At 72.5% G+C, this 17256-nt stretch carries 13 protein-coding genes; 7 read left to right on the top strand and 6 right to left on the bottom strand.

Going from position 1 to position 17256, the window contains the following annotated elements:
* Nucleotides 1–40 precede the first annotated feature (40 nt).
* On the bottom strand, nt 41–253 hold the full coding sequence (locus ACZ5WG_RS30520) for a hypothetical protein (RefSeq protein WP_468727428.1): 213 nt from the start codon (nt 251–253) through the stop codon (nt 41–43).
* Between the two features lie 176 nt (nt 254–429).
* Here ACZ5WG_RS30520 and ACZ5WG_RS30515 point away from each other — a divergent pair, with 176 nt between their 5' ends.
* The 5 genes from ACZ5WG_RS30515 (at nt 430) to ACZ5WG_RS30495 (ending at nt 6806) form a co-directional block, all read left to right on the top strand.
* Nucleotides 430–1635 carry a bifunctional adenosylcobinamide kinase/adenosylcobinamide-phosphate guanylyltransferase gene (locus ACZ5WG_RS30515; protein WP_468727427.1) on the top strand — a complete coding sequence of 402 codons (1206 nt, stop codon included), beginning with the start codon at nt 430–432 and terminating at the stop codon, nt 1633–1635.
* 71 nt (nt 1636–1706) lie between these two features.
* The gene (gene cobT, locus ACZ5WG_RS30510; protein ID WP_468727426.1) at nt 1707–2771 is read left to right on the top strand and encodes a nicotinate-nucleotide--dimethylbenzimidazole phosphoribosyltransferase; all 1065 of its coding nucleotides are present in this window, start codon (nt 1707–1709) and stop codon (nt 2769–2771) included.
* A 126-nt stretch (nt 2772–2897) separates the two neighbouring features.
* Nucleotides 2898–4820, top strand: coding sequence for a phosphatidylglycerol lysyltransferase domain-containing protein (locus ACZ5WG_RS30505; RefSeq protein WP_468727425.1), 1923 nt, complete (start codon nt 2898–2900; stop codon nt 4818–4820).
* Nucleotides 4817–5551, top strand: a complete 735-nt coding sequence (locus ACZ5WG_RS30500; protein ID WP_468727424.1) for a hypothetical protein — start codon at nt 4817–4819, stop codon at nt 5549–5551. Before ACZ5WG_RS30505 ends, ACZ5WG_RS30500 begins: the two co-directional genes overlap by 4 nt.
* Before the next feature lie 82 nt (nt 5552–5633).
* Nucleotides 5634–6806, top strand: coding sequence for a sensor histidine kinase (locus ACZ5WG_RS30495; protein WP_468727545.1), 1173 nt, complete (start codon nt 5634–5636; stop codon nt 6804–6806).
* Nucleotides 6807–6837: 31 nt separating this feature from the next.
* Here the strand turns inward: ACZ5WG_RS30495 and ACZ5WG_RS30490 are convergent, their stop codons facing one another.
* The 5 genes from ACZ5WG_RS30490 to ACZ5WG_RS30470 all read right to left on the bottom strand — a co-directional run bounded on the left by ACZ5WG_RS30490 (nt 6838) and on the right by ACZ5WG_RS30470 (nt 13642).
* Nucleotides 6838–7665, bottom strand: a complete 828-nt coding sequence (locus tag ACZ5WG_RS30490; RefSeq protein WP_468727423.1) for an endo alpha-1,4 polygalactosaminidase — start codon at nt 7663–7665, stop codon at nt 6838–6840.
* A complete protein-coding gene (locus ACZ5WG_RS30485) occupies nt 7662–8309 on the bottom strand; it encodes a spherulation-specific family 4 protein (RefSeq protein WP_468727543.1) in 648 nt (215 codons plus the stop codon). The genes ACZ5WG_RS30490 and ACZ5WG_RS30485 overlap by 4 nt, the downstream gene beginning before the upstream one ends.
* Before the next feature lie 105 nt (nt 8310–8414).
* Entirely contained in the window at nt 8415–9953 is a 1539-nt protein-coding gene (locus ACZ5WG_RS30480; RefSeq protein ID WP_468727422.1) for a hypothetical protein, read from the bottom strand.
* Nucleotides 9950–11470 (bottom strand): GT4 family glycosyltransferase PelF, encoded by a 1521-nt coding sequence (gene pelF / locus ACZ5WG_RS30475; protein WP_468727421.1) that lies wholly within the window; start codon nt 11468–11470, stop codon nt 9950–9952. The genes ACZ5WG_RS30480 and pelF overlap by 4 nt, the downstream gene beginning before the upstream one ends.
* A gap of 144 nt (nt 11471–11614) precedes the next feature.
* Nucleotides 11615–13642: a hypothetical protein gene (locus ACZ5WG_RS30470; RefSeq protein WP_468727420.1), complete on the bottom strand. Its 2028-nt coding sequence runs from the start codon at nt 13640–13642 to the stop codon at nt 11615–11617.
* A 346-nt stretch (nt 13643–13988) separates the two neighbouring features.
* On the opposite strand from ACZ5WG_RS30470, the gene ACZ5WG_RS30465 reads away from it, so the two are divergent.
* Together ACZ5WG_RS30465 and lpdA are read left to right on the top strand one after the other, a co-directional pair.
* Nucleotides 13989–15521: a leucyl aminopeptidase gene (locus tag ACZ5WG_RS30465; protein WP_468727418.1), complete on the top strand. Its 1533-nt coding sequence runs from the start codon at nt 13989–13991 to the stop codon at nt 15519–15521.
* Nucleotides 15522–15864: 343 nt separating this feature from the next.
* Entirely contained in the window at nt 15865–17253 is a 1389-nt protein-coding gene (gene lpdA, locus ACZ5WG_RS30460; RefSeq protein WP_468727416.1) for a dihydrolipoyl dehydrogenase, read from the top strand.
* The last annotated feature ends 3 nt before the right edge of the window (nt 17254–17256 follow it).

Genomic DNA, 17256 nt, shown 5'->3' with positions numbered 1-17256 from the left:
CCCGTACGGGGTCCGGGCCTCTCGCGTCAGCGGCTGCCGCTCAGGCGTCCAGCGCCGCGCGCAGGCTCATCGTGTACAGCTCGGTGCCGTTGTCGTCGGACAGCTTCACCTGCTCGGTGCCGCCTTCCAGCAGCTCCTTCCAGACCTCGCCGATCCACGACTCAGCGTCGCCCTGCGTGGTGAACTCCTCCGGCACGACCGCCGGGCTCGTCTCGGTGCCGTCGGCCTTCTCGAACCGCCACGTCCACGCCATGTCCGCCTCCGTTGCTCGTCCGCTTCTCGCCCAGGGGGTGCCTCGCCGATCAGGCCGGGCTCCCGGCGTCTGGCACGCCCGCTCACTGATCCGGCCTGATCGGCGAGGCACCCCCTAAGTCTGCCCGCAGAGTAGCCGGGCGCGCAGCAGTCCCGGCGACGCGGGAGGATCTTCTCGTGGAACTCACTCTGCTCGGCACCGGCACACCCGAAGGACTGCCCCGCCCCGGCTGTCCCTGCGCGGCCTGCGCGGTCTCCGTCGGCCCCCGGTCGCGCGCCGCTACGTCCCTCCTCGTCGACGGGGCGCTGCTGCTCGACCTGACCCCCGGGGCGGTGCTGGCCGGCGCCCGCGCGGGGCATTCGCTGGCCGGGGTACGGCAGGTCCTGCTCACCCATCCGCACGACGGGCCGCCGGTCGAACTGCCGCCGGGGCTGCCGGCCGCCGGGCGGGTGCCGGACGGGCGGGAGCTCGCGGTGATCAGCGGGCACCGGGTGCGGGCGGTGCCGATGGACGCGCCGGGCACCGGGTACGAGGTGACCGGGCCGGACGGGAGCCGGCTGCTGTACCTCCCGCCCGGCGGGGCGCCGGCCGGAACGAACGGCGCCGTCGGGCAGCGCCCGTACGACACGGTCCTCGCGGACGTGCTGGGCCGGCCGGAGGCGCTGGCGCGGCTGCGGGCGAGCGGCGCCGCCGGGCCGACCACCGACGTGATCGCCGTGCACCTGGACCACGACACCCCGCCGGGCCGGGAGCTGAAGCGCCGGTGCGCGGCGGCCGGGGCGCGGGTGGTGCCGGACGGGACGACCGTGACGGTCGGCGAGTACCACGCGGTGCCGGACCTGCCGCGCCGGACGCTGGTGCTCGGCGGCGCCCGCTCGGGGAAGTCCTTCGAGGCGGAGCGGCGGCTGGCGAGCTTCCCGGAGGTGGTCTACGTGGCCACCGGCGGCTCCCGGGACGGCGACGCCGAATGGGCGGCGCGGATCGGCCTGCACCGGGAGCGGCGGCCGGGGGGCTGGCGCACGGCGGAGACGTGCGAGCTGGCGCCGCTGCTGGTGGAGGGAGGGCCGCCGCTGCTGATCGACTGTCTGGCGCTGTGGCTGACCGACGCCATGGACCGGGCGGGGGCCTGGGACGACGCAGTCTGGGCGGCGCAGGGTCAGAAGGAGCTCCGGGAGCGGGTGGCGGAGCTGGTGGCGGCCGTGCGGGCGACCCGCCGCACCGTGGTGGCCGTCAGCAACGAGGTGGGTTCGGGCATCGTTCCCGCGACCGCGTCCGGCCGGCGTTTCCGCGACGAACTGGGGCGCCTGAACAACCTGGTGGCCGCCGAGTGCGAGCACGTCCTGATGGTGGTCGCGGGGCAGGCGGTGGTCCTGAAGGACTGACTCCGCGCGCCGCCCGGCGAGCAGGGCGGACGGGGCTTGGGGAGGGCCTTACCCGCTGTACGCTCTGGCAGATGACCACGCTGAATCTCGACGACTTCTCCGATCTGATCGAGCGCCCCGACGGGGGCGTCCGGCGTGACGCCGAGGAACGCCGTGAGCGGCTGGCCGTGCCGGCCGGGGCGCTGGGGCGGCTCGACGAGCTCGCCGAGTGGCTCGCCGCCGCGCAGGGGCGGGTGCCCGTCCGGCCGATCGAGCGGCCCCGCGTCGTGCTGTTCGCCGCCGACCACGGGATCGCCGCCGAGGGGGTGTCCGCCCGCGCCGCCGGCAGTGCGCACGAGCTGGTGCGCTCCGTGCTCGACGGGAACAGCCCCGTCTCGATCCTCGCCGGGCGCCTCGGCGCCACCGTACGGATCGTGGACGCCGGTCTGGACTGCGAGCCCGCGCTGCTGCCCGAGGACGTGGTCCGCCACCGCGTACGCCGTGGCAGCGGGCGGATCGACATCGAGGACGCGCTCACCCTCGAGGAGGCCGACGCGGCCCTGCGGCTCGGGATGCGGATCGCCGACGAGGAGGCCGACTCCGGCACCGACCTCGTGGTCCTGGGGGACGTGAGCGTCGGGGGGACCACGGTCGCGGCGACGCTCGTCGCCGCCCTGTGCGGAACCGATGCTTCCGTGGTCACCGGGCGCGGCGGGCTGCCCATCGACGACCTGACGTGGATGCGCAAGTGCGCGGCGATCCGCGACGCGCTGCGTCGGGCCCGCCCGGTGCTCGGCGACCAGGTGGCCCTGCTCGCGGCGGTCGGCGGCGCCGACGTGGCCGCGATCACCGGGTTCCTGCTCCAGTGCGCGGTCCGCCGTACGCCGGTCATCCTCGACGGCATCGTCTCGGCGGCCTGCGGGCTGGTGGCCCAGCGCGCCGCGTTCCGCGCCCCCGACTGGTGGCTGGCCGGGCAGGCCAGCGGCGAGCCGGGCCAGACGAAGGCCCTCGACCGGATGGCACTCAACCCGGTGCTCGACCACGGCGTCACTGTGGGAGAAGGAACCGGGGCATTGCTGGCTCTCCCCCTGGTCCAGGCGGCCGCCGCACTCGCGGCGGAACTCCCGGAGCAGGCGGCGCAGGAGCCGAAGGGGTAGGGCGTCCGCCGGACACCCCCTAAGGGGACATCCCCTGACGGCCCGCTCCGGGGCTGCGGCTCGACCGGCCGCGCGCCCCCGGACCGGGCCACCCATGGACGGCGGCGCCCCATATCATCGCGTTTCATGGGAGAGGCCCGCTTGACCAGCGCAGATATTGACCGGCCCGCCGCCAAGGCGGCACAGACCGCCAAGGCGGCACAGGGATCCGGCAAGGACACGAACAGCAGGAAAGACGAGAGGAAAGACGAGAGGAAGGAAGAGGGGAGCGGCCGGGAGACCGGCCGGGGGTCCGCCCGGTCACGGCGCAGCGCCGCGTTCGCGGTCTGGTACCTGCGCGCCGTCACCTTCGTCAACTTCCTCAGCGCGGTGTGGCTTTCGCTCGGGCAGGACCTGCGCCGGCACAACACCGCCGATTTCTACACCCCGTACCTGCTCACGGCGGGCTTCGCGTCCGGCCTGTTCTCGCTGCTGCTCGCAGTCACCATGGGCCGCCGCAAGCGGGCCGCGTGGATCCTGAACCTGGTGCTCAGCGGCATGCTGCTGCTGGCCTTCGCCACCGCGGCGTTCGCCCCGTGCACCAGCGGCGACTTCAACCTCTGCTACCCGGAGTTCCGGGACCACACCCAGAACTGGGTCTCCCTCGCGCTGACCGCGGCCTTCGTCGGAGCCCTGCTGCTCGGCCGCCGGGAGTTCTACGCCAAGGGCGACCGCTCCAACCCCAAGCTGGCCACCATCGTCGGCGCCGTCGGCCTGCTGGTCACCTCGCTGCTCGCCGCGCTGATCGTCGGCGCCGCCAACACCGACCCGGACGCCGCCGACGCCACGTTCCTGGCCCGCTGGCGGTACGGGGTGATGCGGCTCATCACCCTGGAGCCGAACGCCCGCGACTACGCGGCCATCACCACGCCCGGCTGGGTGGACATCGTCATCAACGTCATGTCGACGCTGCTGCTGATCGCCGTGCTGCTCGCCGCCTTCCGCTCGCGCCGCGCCGTCGACCCGCTGACCGAGGAGGACGAGGAGAAGCTGCGGGCGCTGCTCGCCAAGCAGGGCGACCGCGACTCGCTCGGCTACTTCGCCCTGCGCCGCGAGAAGTCCGTCATCTGGTCCCCCACCGGCAAGGCCGCCGTCACGTACCGCGTCGTCGGCGGGGTCTCGCTGGCCTCCGGCGACCCGATCGGCGACCCCGAGGCCTGGCCCGGAGCCATCGAGCCCTGGCTGGCCGAGGCCCGCGAGCACGGCTGGGTGCCGGCCGTGATGGGCGCGAGCGAGGAAGCCGGGCAGATCTACGCGCGGCACGGTTTGGACGCGCTGGAGCTGGGTGACGAAGCCATCGTCGAGACCGACGAGTTCACCCTGGAGGGCCGCGCCATGCGGACCGTCCGGCAGGCCTACAACCGCGTCAAGCGCGCCGGGTACACGGTCCGGATCCGCCGTCACGCCGACATCCCGGCTGAGGAGATGGACGTACTCCTCACCCGGGCCGACGACTGGCGCGACGGTGCGACCGAGCGCGGGTTCTCCATGGCACTGGGCCGACTGGGCGATCCCGGCGACGGCCAGTGCGTGATGCTGGAGTGCACCGACGGCAACGGCGATCTGCGCGCCGTGCTGTCCTTCGTGCCGTGGGGCCCCAAGGGTCTGTCGCTGGACCTGATGCGCCGCGACCGCGATTCCGAGAACGGTCTGATGGAGTTCATGGTCATCGAACTCCTGGAACGCTCCAAGGAGATCGGCGTCACACAGGTCTCGCTCAACTTCGCGATGTTCCGCTCGGTCTTCGAGCGGGGGTCCAAGCTCGGCGCGGGTCCGGTGCTGCGCATGTGGCGCTCGCTGCTGAGCTTCTTCTCCCGCTGGTGGCAGATCGAGTCCCTCTACCGGGCCAACGCCAAATACCGGCCGATCTGGGAACCGCGGTTCATGCTCTTCGAGAAGAGCTCCGACCTGCTGCGGATCGGTATCGCGGCGGGCCGGGCCGAGGGCTTCCTGGAGGCTCCCGGGCTGCCGAAGTGGCTGAACCGCAGACATCTGGAGACCAATCGTTGACGGCGTGGACGACCACCCCCCTCCGGCGGTTCGCCCGCCGCGAGTGGGGGCCCCTGTTCTGGACCGTCCGCGACGCCCTGGTCCGCGACAAGTGGCGGGCCGCCCCGATGACGCTGGGGGCCGTCTGCCTGACCTCGGTCTTCCAGATCGTCCAGAACACGTCCTGGGGGTTCCAGCCGGTCCAGAACCTCGGGTCGGTCAAGGCCGCCGACCCGCTGTGGCTGGCCGTGCTGCGCACCCCGCTGTCCCTGTTCGTCCCCGCCCTCGACCTGCCCGTGTGGGGGGCCCTCGCCCAGATCCTGCTGGTCTTCGGGATCTCGGAGATCTGCATCGGCTGGTGGCGCACGCTGCTGATCGGCTACGTCGCCACCCTCGCCGGGACCACGTACGCGCGGATCGGGCTCTCGCTGGGCCCCGACCACCCCTTCGGCCTGCCGGTGTCCGACCGCGTCGTCAACGACACCGGCCCGTCGGCGGCGGTGGTCGGCCTCGCGATCTACGTGTGCTGGCGGTACCGGGCGTACCTGACCGGTGCCGCGGTGATCGCGGTGATGATCGGCGAGGTGCTGGTCAAGGACAACCTGGCGGGCAAGGAGCACCTCGCCGCCATCGCCGCCGTCATGGCGGTGTGCGTGGTCCGCGCGAAGTGGGGCCCGGAACGCTCCCGCACCCCCCTCGGCCGGCGCCCGCCCCCGGCCGCCCCGCTGCCCCCGCAGCGTCCCGGCTTCTGACGCCGTCCGCCCGGCCGGAGGCAGGCCGTACCGTATCCGGGTGACGACAGACCTCGGGCCGTTCGCCCCCACCCGGCACTGGATGCGGACCCATCCGCTCGCCACCGATGCCGTTCTCGCGCTCGGGGCACTCGTCTCCATGGTCGTCGGCTCGTTCGCCGATCCGCACGGCCCGCACGGGCCCACCTTCGGGACCCGGACCCCCGAGCCGTTCTCCCTGCTGCTGATGGTGCTGGGCGCGGCCGCGCTGGTGTTCCGGCGGCGGCACACGCGCACCGTGCTCGCCGTGACCATCGGGCTCTGCCTGCTGGAGCTGACCACCGGCGAGCCCCGGGCCCCCGTCGCCATGTCCACGGTGATCGCCCTGTACACGCTGGCCTCCCGCACCGACCGGCCCACCACCTGGCGGATCGCCGTGCTCACGATGGCCGGGCTGACGGGCGTTGCCATGCTGGCCGGCCCGCTGCCCTGGTACGCACAGGAGAACATCGGCATCTTCGCCTGGACGGGGATGGCCGCGGCCGCCGGCGACGCGGTGCGCAGTCGGCGGGCGTTCGTCGACGCGATACGGGAGCGGGCCGAACGGGCCGAGCGGACCCGCGAGGAGGAGGCCCGGCGGCGGGTCGCCGAGGAGCGGCTGCGGATCGCCCGCGACCTGCACGACGTGGTGGCCCATCACATCGCCCTGGTCAACGTGCAGGCAGGGGTGGCCGCGCACGTCATGGACAAGCGTCCCGACCAGGCCAAGGAAGCCCTGGCCCACGTACGGGACGCGAGCCGCTCGGCGCTGAACGAGCTGCGGGCCACGGTCGGCCTGCTGCGGCAGTCCGGCGACCCGGAGGCGCCGACCGAACCGGCGCCGGGGCTGACCGTACTGGACGAGCTGGTGGACACCTTCCGGCACGCCGGCCTGCCGGTGAAGGTGATGGTCGAGCTGGGCCGGGAGCGGGACCCGCTGCCGGCCGCCGTGGACCTGGCGGCCTACCGGGTGATCCAGGAGGCCCTGACCAACGTGCGCAAGCACGCGGGCCCGGAGGTCCGGGCCGAGGTCAGCGTGGTCCGGGTCGGCGCCTCGGTGGAGGTGACCGTGCTGGACGACGGCGGCACCGCCGAGCTCCCCGCGGACGACGGCGCGGGCGGGGGCCACGGGCTGCTCGGCATGCGCGAACGGGCCACGGCGCTGGGCGGCTCCTGCTTCGCCGGCCCCCGGTACGGCGGCGGCTACCGGGTGCACGCGATCCTTCCGGTGGCCTGAGCAGCCTCGGGCCTGGTCCGCGGGGCGGGTCCTAGTCCTTGGGCGGGCAGAACTGCCGCCAGACGCCCAGTTCGTACTTCTTCTGCAGCGAGCTGAGCTCCAGCTCCTGCGAGCTTTCGCACCACTGGCCGATCCGGCCCTCGTACTCCACGTGGAAGACGGCCTTGCCCGCCGCGATGAACGGCGTGAGCCGCTCGCACTCGTCGTACTCGGCGCACTGCTCGTTGACCGCGAAGTCGAAGTCCCCCACCAGCTGCGGGATCTGGTCGAGGTCGTTCTTCAGCCCGACCGCGAGTCCCCGGTCGTGGGCCAGCTTCACGATCAGCCGGTTGTACTTCAGCTGGTCGTCGGCGGTGAGCGGGAAGCCGGACTTGTTGCGGTAGCCGTCCATGTTGTCCGGTTCCACCGCGTCGAAGCCCTTGGCCCGGCACATGTCGAACCGCTTCGCGATCAGCGGCTCCAGCTCGGCCAGCCGCCGGATGTCCAGCCAGCGCTCGCCCTCCCAGCCGTTGCCCTCGCCGAGCATCGCCTTCGGAAAGGCGTCGGCGTCGGGGCGGAAGTCCTCCCAGGCGCCGGTGGAGAGGTAGCAGATGGTCCGCCGGCCGGCCTTGTTCAGATCGGCGACCTGCTCCTTGGTGGTGGTGAACCCGTCGACGTCGTACACCGCGGCCTTCACCGAGGTGTCCAGCTTCCCGGTCAGCTGCCACTGCCAGCTGACCCCGGGCTTCGGCTGCCAGCGCTCCCCGGGCGCCGGGGCGGCCGACACGTCGTCCGGCTCCTGCCCCTCGGTGGTGCAGGCGGCCAGCGCGAGCAGCAGGAGCAGCGGCAGTGCGGGGCCGCGCCGGAGCGAGCGCGTCATCCGGCGGCCTCCAGGGCGTACGGAAGGGTCCCCCACGGGTGCGCACCGGTCCCGGGGACCGCGCAGTGCACCGCGGCCCCCCGCTGCCGGGCGAGCTCGGCGGCGGGCGCGCCCGGCGGGACCGCGTACACGAGGTGGCAGAACCGCTGGGCGGGGTGGTCGGCCGTCCAGGGCGGCACCGACGCGTCCCGGTAGGCGTCCCAGGGGCCCTCGAAGGTGACCAGCAGATCGGCGAGTCCGGCGTAGCCCGGGTGCGGGTGGACCCCGTGGTTGAGGACGAGGGTACGGGCGCCGGCGGCCCGGGCCGCGACGGCGAGCCGCCCGTAGTGCGACAGCAGCGCCGGATCGGCGGAGGCCTGGTCGAGGAAGGCCCCGTCGGCCCCGTACCAGTCGCGGTGGCGCAGCAGGTCCGCGACGACGGCGGCGTGCGGACGCCGCCCGTAGTCGGTGTCGGTGTAGCCGAGGACGGGCACCCCGGCGTCGCGCAGCCGCTCCGCGACGGCGGCGAACCGCTCGTCGGGGGCCTCGCCCGGCCCGCTGGCGGGGTTGAGGACCACCGAGTGCAGCCGGCCGGCGGAGCGGATCAGCAGCTCCCAGTCCTCGGGCCGGTCGGCGGGGTGCTCGTAGAGGGGCACCAGCAGCATGAAGGCCTTCTTCTTGTACGAGGTCACGTTGTGCGCGGTCACGTTGTACGAGGTCACGTTGTACGGGGTCACGTTGTACGGGGTCACGTTGTACGGGTCCTGGAATCAGCGGTGGGCCGTCGCGCGGCCGAGGAGCAGGCACACCAGCGTGCCCAGCGCGGCCGCGGCCGCACCGGCCACGACGAGCTGGACCAGCCGCGGCTGCCCCATCCCCAGCAGCAGCGCCAGGCTCTGGGCGACGGCCGCCGAGGCGCAGACCACGGCCGCCGGCCGGACCGCCCCGAAGGACTGGAGCAGCAGCCCGGTCCACATGACGGCGCCGAGCAGCAGCAGGGTCGCGACCCGGACCCCGGTCAGGCCCGGGGCTCCCGGCCAGAGCAGGGTGCCGACCAGCCCGAGGACCAGCAGCACCGCCAGGTACGCGGCGAGGCAGCGGCCCAGCGTGCCGAGCATCCGCAGCCAGAACTGCCGGGGCGAGCGGGCCGCCCGCAGCCCGGCGAGGCTCCCGCTGCGGAACCGGTGGAGCAGCCATTCGGCGGGACCCATGCTGAGGGTGAGCGCCACCGCCGAGGGGGCCGCGACGGCCTCGGCGGGACCCCCGGCGAGCACCTCCCCCAGTGCGGCGTACAGCACGAGCAGGCCGGTCCCGAGGCCGAACACCCCGTACGGCACGGAGTCCCCGATGCGGGGTCCGCGCGGGCCGTACTCCTCCTCGGCGCCCCGCAGCATCCGCCAGCGCACCGGACCCTCGCCGGGCCGGTGTCCGGCCCAGCCCCGGATTCGGCGCGCGCCGGCCCGTACGCCCTCGGCCAGCGGCAGCTCCCGTACGGCGAGGGTGCAGGCGGCCAGCAGGGACACCAGCAGCAGGCCCACCCGTACCGGCACGGGCGGGTCGGTGAACAGTGCGAGCAGCGACCCCGCGGCCATCGGGGCGAGCGCGGCGAGCAGCACCCGCTCCCGGCCGAGGACCAGCAGCACGGTGGCGGCCCCGACGTACAGGGCCTGCCCGGCGGCGAACGCGTACGAGAACGGCGGCCCGCCGGGCACGGTCAGCGCGGCGGCCATGCCCAGCAGGGCGCCGGCCGGGGCCCCGACGAGCAGGGTCCGCCCGGCGGCGGCCCGGTCGCCCAGGCCCATCCAGGAGTAGGCGCGGTGGGACAGGGTCTGGTCCCACACCCAGCCGATGAGCGCCCCGGCGAGCAGGGTCAGCGTCCCGGCGGGCAGCCCGAGCCGGTCCTGCGGGCCCTCCAGCAGCGGGGCGCCCAGTACGTACGCCAGACCGGGCAGCGCGAAGATCAGCCCGCGGAGCAGGCAGGCGGCGAGGGAGACCTTCCAGGGGTCCGGCACGTGCTCCGGCTCCGGGAAGGCGCGGGGCACCCGGGCGTAGAGCTCCTCGGCGAGGCCGAAGGAGTCGTGGCGCCCGTAGGTGAGCCGGATGTGCTCGTCGGTCATCCCGTCGGATTCGAGGATGGCGGCGATCTCGTCGGGGTGGACGGCCGCCGCGATGAAGGGGCCGAGCCGTTCGGCGAGTTCGACCATCGGGTCGCCGGCGGGGCCGCCGTCCCCCGGCCCGGTGTGCCGGGGCCGGGGGATGGCGGGCAGGGTGTCGCCGCCGGGTACGCGCAGCCAGAGGGATCCGCTCACCACAGGCTCCCGTCGGCGGCGAGTTCGCGGTACCAGGGGTCGGCGACCCGCTGCGTCCAGTCGTCGCCCGGGCGGACGGGCAGGACGGGCTGCCCGGCTTGGGCGAGGCCGCGGTAGATGTGCCGGAAGCCGTCCACGGACTGGTGGAGCGTGAACTTCTCGATCACCCGCCTGCGGGAGCGCCGGCTCAGTTCGGCGCGGCGTTCGTCGTCGCGGAGCAGGGCGAGGGTGGCGCGGGCCATGGTCTCCGGTTCGCGCGGCGGGACCACGAGCCCGGTGTCGCCGACGGCCTCCCGCACCCCGCCGACGTCGGTGGAGACGGTGGTGCGGCCGCACGACATGGCCTCGATGATGCTGAAGGGGAAGCCCTCGCTGATGCTGGAGAGCATCACGACGCTGCCCGCCGCGTAGGCAAGGGCCACCTCCGCGATGCGGCCCTCGTACGAGATGCCGTCGCTCACCCCGAGTTCGGCGGCGAGTTTCTCCAGGCGGAGCTTGTACTCCTCGCAGCCGGCCGGGACCGGGCCGAACAGGCGCAGCCGCAGGGCGGGCAGCTCCTCGCGCATGAACGCGTACGCCCGGATGAGGGTTTCGAGGTCCTTGATCGGGTCGATGCGCCCGCACCAGCTGAGGGTGGGCACCTCGGGTTCGGGTCCGGCGTCGGGGAAGGCGTACGGGTCGACGCCGTTGTAGACCGTGCGGATGCGGTCGGGGGCGGCGCCGCCGCGCTCCTCCCAGCGGCGGTTGTACTGGTTGCACGGGGTGATGAGGTCGGCCTGCCGGTAGCCCTCGGTGTTGAGCTCCCGGTAGAAGCCGAGCATCAACGCCTTGACCGGCCAGCGCTGTTCGGCGGTGCGGTAGCCGAGGTAGCGCTCGCGCAGGTAGATGCCGTGCTCGGTGAGCAGGAAGGGCACCCGGTCGAGGTACTTGGCGGCGAGGGCCGGGAGGGTGGCGAGCCCGCTGCTGACGGAGTGCGCGACGCTGTCGGGCGGGATCCGTACGGAGAGCGGCCGCAGCGCGTGCTCGAGCAGGTCGGTGGCGGTGAGCGCGTCGTGGACGGTGGGCTCGGCGGCGGCGGTGACGAGGCCGGGGCGGGTCCATACGGTCATCAGCAGCCGCAGGACCGTTTCGGAGCGCAGGGCCGGGGCGAGACGGCCGGCCCGGGCCAGGACGGCGAGTTCGTGCAGGGCTTCGGAGAATCCGCCGCGGGCAGGGTCGAGGAGCGAGAGCAGGAAGGTTTCGTAGGTCTCCGTGAAGCGGCGGTGCGCCTTGCCCCGCAGGGCGGAGCGGCGGCTGCGGCCCGGCGGTGGTCCCCAGAGCGGGACCGCGGTGTGCCGGTAGACGTTGCGCGGCAGCTCCCAGGTGACCGGCTCGCGGCCGGAGCCGGTCAGGGCTATGACGTTGAAGTCGACCTCCGGCATCCCGCGTACCAGTTGGTCGCACCAGGTGCTGACTCCCCCGTGGACGTGCGGATAGGTGCCTTCGGTGAGCATGGTGACATGACGCCCATGGCTCATGTGCTGTGTCCCCCCAGGACTGATCTCTTCAAGGCTCGGTTCGCCTCCGGGAGCGCTGTCGTCAGCTCCCTTCGGCTCACTCGCACAGGGTTGCGGCCGAGCGGCGGCCGGGGCCGCTCGGCCGGACGGAAGGGCGTGCTCCGGTCAGCTGGGCAGCTTGAGCGTGACCGCGCTCTGCAGCAGCTCGGGCGCGGTCCACGCCGAGCGGTTGCCGGCGTAGGCGGTGCCGAAGTCGGCGGTGCCCAGCAGGAGCTGCTTCTTGGTGCCGGTGGGTGCGGTCATCGGGGCGACGACCCCGGAGGGCGCCTTGACGGTGACGGCGGTCCCGATGCGGTAGGCGGTGACCTTGCCTTCGGCCAGCGCCTTGTCCCAGGCGGCCCGGCGGCTCAGCTCGACCCCGGTGTCCTTCATGCTCTGGTTCACGATCGGGGCGCTGGGCGCGTAGAGCGCGCGGTAGGTGTCGAGGACCTGGTCGAGCACCGGGTACAGGGTGCGGTCCTCGGCGAGGTTGGACTGGTGGACGTAGTGCGGACGCGGGTCGTTGGCCAGGACGTGGCGCAGGGCGGTCCGCGCCTCGGCCGGGACGATGTAGTCCAGGTAGCCGGTGGTGGTGTTGAGCGGGGCCGGGAGGCAGGTGGAGGTCGCGGGGTTGTCCTCGCAGACTCCGCTGCCGCCGGCGGCGCGGCTGGTGTAGATCCAGTTGTACTCGTCGGCCATCTCCGCGTTGGTGCCCGTGTTGTAGTACACGTTCATCGGGTAGCGGGGGACGGTCAGGGCGGCGCCGACGGCGCGCTGCGCGGGCTCGCGCGAGTTGTCGCTGCCCGCCCACTTGACCCCGTTGTCGGCGAGGGCGCCCGCCAGGTTGGGGTTGTCCTGGGCCTGCTGCGGCAGGGTCTTGAGGCCGGAGTGCTCGCCGGTGACGAGCTCGGTGCGGTCGGTGGTGATGCCCTTGGCGGCGGCCCAGTTGTTGTTGTCGCGGATCTGGGCGGAGATCTCGGCCCGGCTCATCCAGTTGATGGCGCCCGCGCTGTTCTTCGTACAGGTCCACGGGACGGTGGTGGTGTCCTGGACGCAGCCGAGGAAGGGGTGCGTGTACGTGTGGTTCATCCAGCGGTACTTGGCCCGGTCCGCGACGAGCTGCGCGGTGAGGGCGTCGGTGCCGCCGTTCTCGGTCTTCCACTCCTCGCCGGCGCCGGCGTTGAAGAGGAGGTCGAGTTTGAAGTTCTTGCCCGTCTGCCACTGCGCCGCGTACTGGGCGTCGGCGGCGGTCATGCGGATGGTGCTCTCCTTGCCCTCGCCGCCCGCACAGGCGTAGTCGCCGGGCGTGCAGTTGAGGTCCTTGCTCCAGCGGGCGTCCGGGGCGAAGACGTCGTCGACGTGGACCGCGAAGTAGCTGCGCTCCTGGCCGAGGTGGACCCCCTGGGTGAGCCAGTCGACGATGCCGCGGGCCAGCAGCCGGAACTGCTGCTGGTACTGGTTGTAGCCGAAGGTGACGACCAGTTCGCTGCGCCCGTCGTGCGTGTACTCGCCGACGAGCGAGGCCCGTCCGCCGGCGACGGGTGCGTCGAGGTAGCTGGTGTAGCCGGCCCGCGGCTTGCCCATGAACCCGTAGCTCTCTGGAATCAGGGCGGAGTTGTCCTCGAAGGCGACTTGACCGGCGAGGTAGTTGAAGGGACCTGCCTTGCCTGCGGCGGTGACGGCGGCCTGGGTGCCGTCGAGCTGCCCGCTGAAGCCGCCGTTGTCGGTGTATTCGAGGCCCACGCCCGGGTGGGCCCAGGTGTACGCGTCGACCTGGCGGATGCTGTACGTCGTCTCGTACGCGGTGAGCGCGGCCATCTCGGCCGAGCCCTCGCCGAACGGGTTCTCGTTCGGCAGCACGACGCCCTGGTACTTGGCGCGCGGCCGGCCGTCGACCGTGTCGCTGAGGAACGCGGCGTTGATCACCGGGCGGCCGGAGCCGCCCAGCAGGACGCGCGTGTAGGGGACTCCGGTGTCCCGGAGTTCCGCGGTGATCGCCTCGACCGAGCTGCCGCCGTCGTCGACGACGAGCACCTTCAGGTCGATGCGCGGTGTCACGGCCGCCTGTGCGGTCGCAGCGGGCATTGCCACGGACATCAGCGCTGCCACGGCCATTGCGGCGGCAGCCCTGTTCATCCGGTTCTTGTTGACCATTTCGGCCTTTCCCCCCGCAGGCATCACTCGACAGCGGCCCTATGGCGGTCGGCCGGGCCGAGGAGGCTCTGTGGAAATCATGCAAAGGGACCCCGCGTCCCCTTGCGAGAGTGGCTCGAGTCTCTCGGACCTCGTCAGGTCTAAAGGGCAAACCTGGTCCGGAAACCACGGATGGGTGAACCTGTCGCCGTCTTGATCGAACAACTTGCCAAACCTTCGAGTGGCGTACGGACCAGCCGGTACGCGTAGGCTCATTTCTGGCGGCCGTCGGGCCGGAATACGATCGCTACGGATGGCCGTCCACCCACTCGGCCCACAACACAAACGGAAGCGAGACTTCACCACCGTGACTGCTCTGACTCTCAGCACTGCCGGCGCGGCGACGCTGCGCGCCGACGCCCTCGTGGTCGGCGTGGCGAAGGGCCCCAAGGGCCCGGTCGTCGCCGCAGGCGCCGAGGCCGTGGACAAGGCGTACGACGGAAAGCTCGCCGCCGTGCTCGACGCACTCGGCGCCTCCGGCGCCGAAGGCGAGGCCACCAAGCTGCCGGCGCCGGACGGCCTGAAGGTCCCGGTCGTGCTGGCGGTCGGACTCGGCCCCGTCCCCGAGAAGGACGAGTCGTACGACGAGGAGGCCCTGCGCCGCGCCGCCGGCGCCGCGGCCCGTGCGCTGCACGGCACGAAGAAGGCCGCCTTCGCCCTCCCCCTGGACGACGCCTCCGCCGTCACGGCCGTCGCCGAGGGCGCGCTGCTGGGCGCGTACGCCTTCACCGCCTACCAGGGCGGCGAGAAGAAGGGCTCCGGCAAGAACGGCGGCCCGAAGCAGCCGCTCGCCGAGGTCACCCTGCTGGGTGCCAAGCCGCGCGACAAGGAGCACAAGGCCGCGGCCGAGCGCGCCACGGTCGTCGCGACCGAGGTCAACATCGCCCGCGACCTGATCAACACCCCGCCGAACGACCTCACCCCCGAGGCCTTCGCCGCCGTCGCGTCCGCGACCGCCAAGGAGCACGGGATCAAGGTCCAGGTCCTGGACGAGAAGGCGCTGACCAAGGGCGGCTTCGGCGGCATCATGGGCGTCGGCAAGGGCTCCGAGAACCCGCCGCGCCTGGTGAAGATCGCCTACACCCACCCCAAGGCGGAGAAGCACCTCGCCTTCGTCGGCAAGGGCATCACCTACGACTCGGGCGGCATCTCCCTGAAGCCGGCCGGCCACAACGAGACGATGAAGTGCGACATGTCCGGCGCCGCCGCCGTGTTCGCCTCCGTCGTGGCCGTGGCCAAGCTGGGCCTCGAGGTCAACGTCACCGGCTGGCTCGCGCTCGCCGAGAACATGCCCTCCGGCTCCGCCACCCGCCCCGGCGACGTGCTGCGCATGTACAGCGGCAAGACCGTCGAGGTCCTGAACACGGACGCCGAGGGCCGTCTCGTCCTCGGCGACGCGCTGACCAAGGCCTCCGAGGACAACCCGGACGCGATCGTCGACGTCGCCACCCTGACCGGCGCGATGGTGATGGCCCTGGGCAACCGGACCTTCGCGATCATGGGCAACGACGACGCCTTCCGCACCGCGATCCACGAGATCGCCGAGGAGGTCGGCGAGGCCTCCTGGCCGATGCCGCTCCCCGCTGACCTGCGCAAGGGCATGGACTCCCCCACCGCCGACATCGCCAACATGGGCGAGCGCATGGGCGGCGGCCTGGTGGCCGGCCTCTTCCTGCAGGAGTTCGTCGGCGAGGGCATCACCTGGGCGCACCTCGACATCGCGGGCCCGGCCTTCCACGAGGGCGCCCCGTACGGCTACACCCCCAAGGGCGGCACCGGCTCGGCCGTGCGCACCCTGGTGCGGCTGGCCGAGCGTACGGCCACGGGCGACCTGGGCTGACGTACCTCACATACGGCGCGTACCACGCGTGAGACGTGCCGTTTGACGCGTGATGTGTGACGCGTGACGCACCCCGGGGCCTCGAAGATCAGTCGATCGAGGCCCCGGGGTCGTTCACCCTCAACGAAATCCGTAGGTTTCTACGCTTCGGTAACCCCTGCTTCGGGCAGAACGACCTGCCACAGTCCGGGCCCGGCGTCCCGCGTTCCCCCGACAAATGCGAAGATGGGTTCTCGGCAGGACAGGGCCCCCACCACAGGGCCGAAGAAACAAGCGGCCGATTACCAGCCGCCGCCCGGTCACAGAGGACCGGTGCCCGGCGCACATGCATGGAGGACGTGACGTGGCGAACGACGCCAGCACCGTTTTCGACCTAGTGATCCTCGGCGGTGGCAGTGGCGGTTACGCCGCGGCTCTGCGCGCATCCCAGCTGGGTCTGGACGTTGCCCTGATCGAGAAGAACAAGCTCGGCGGCACCTGCCTGCACAACGGCTGCATCCCCACGAAGGCCCTGCTCCACGCGGGCGAGATCGCGGACCAGGCGCGCGAAGCCGCCCAGTTCGGCGTGAAGGCCACCTTCGAGGGCATCGACATCGCGGGTGTGCAGAAGTACAAGGACGAGGTCATCTCGGGCCTGTACAAGGGCCTGCAGGGCCTGGTCGCCTCCCGCAAGGTGACGTACATCGAGGGTGAGGGCCGCCTTTCCTCGCCGACCTCCGTCGACGTGAACGGCCAGCGCATCCAGGGCCGCCACGTCCTGCTGGCGACCGGCTCCGTGCCGAAGTCGCTGCCGGGCCTGAACATCGACGGCGACCGCATCATCTCCTCGGACCACGCGCTGGTCCTGGACCGCGTCCCCGAGTCGGCCATCGTCCTGGGCGGCGGCGTCATCGGCGTCGAGTTCGCCTCGGCGTGGAAGTCCTTCGGCTCCGACATCACCGTGATCGAGGGCCTCAAGCACCTCGTCCCGGTCGAGGACGAGAACAGCTCGAAGCTGCTCGAGCGCGCGTTCCGCAAGCGCGGCATCAAGTTCAACCTCGGCACCTTCTTCGACAAGGCCGAGTACACCGAGACCGGCGTGCGCGTCACGCTGGCCGACGGCAAGACCTTCGAGGCCGAGGTGCTGCTGGTCGCCGTCGGCCGCGGCCCGGTCTCGCAGGGCCTCGGCTACGAGGAGCAGGGCGTCGCGATGGACCGCGGCTACGTCCTGGTCGACGAGTACATGCAGACCAACGTGCCGACGATCTCGGCCGTCGGTGACCTCGTCCCGACCCTGCAGCTCGCGCACGTCGGCTTCGCCGAGGGCATCCTCGTCGCGGAGCGTCTGGCCGGTCTGAAGACCGTCCCGATCGACTACGACGGCGTTCCGCGCGTCACGTACTGCCACCCCGAGGTCGCTTCCGTCGGCATCACCGAGGCCAAGGCCAAGGAGATCTACGGCGCGGACAAGGTCGTGGCCCTGAAGTACAACCTTGCGGGCAACGGCAAGAGCAAGATCCTGAAGACCGCGGGCGAGATCAAGCTCGTCCAGGTCAAGGACGGTGCCGTGGTCGGCGTCCACATGGTCGGTGACCGGATGGGCGAGCAGGTCGGCGAGGCCCAGCTGATCTACAACTGGGAGGCCCTGCCGGCCGAGGTCGCGCAGCTCATCCACGCGCACCCGACCCAGAACGAGGCGCTCGGCGAGGCCCACCTGGCCCTGGCCGGCAAGCCGCTTCACTCCCACGACTAATCG

It is taken from the genome of Streptomyces sp. NPDC032745, from assembly GCF_055579465.1.
This window is presented reverse-complemented; position numbering and strand designations above follow the sequence as displayed.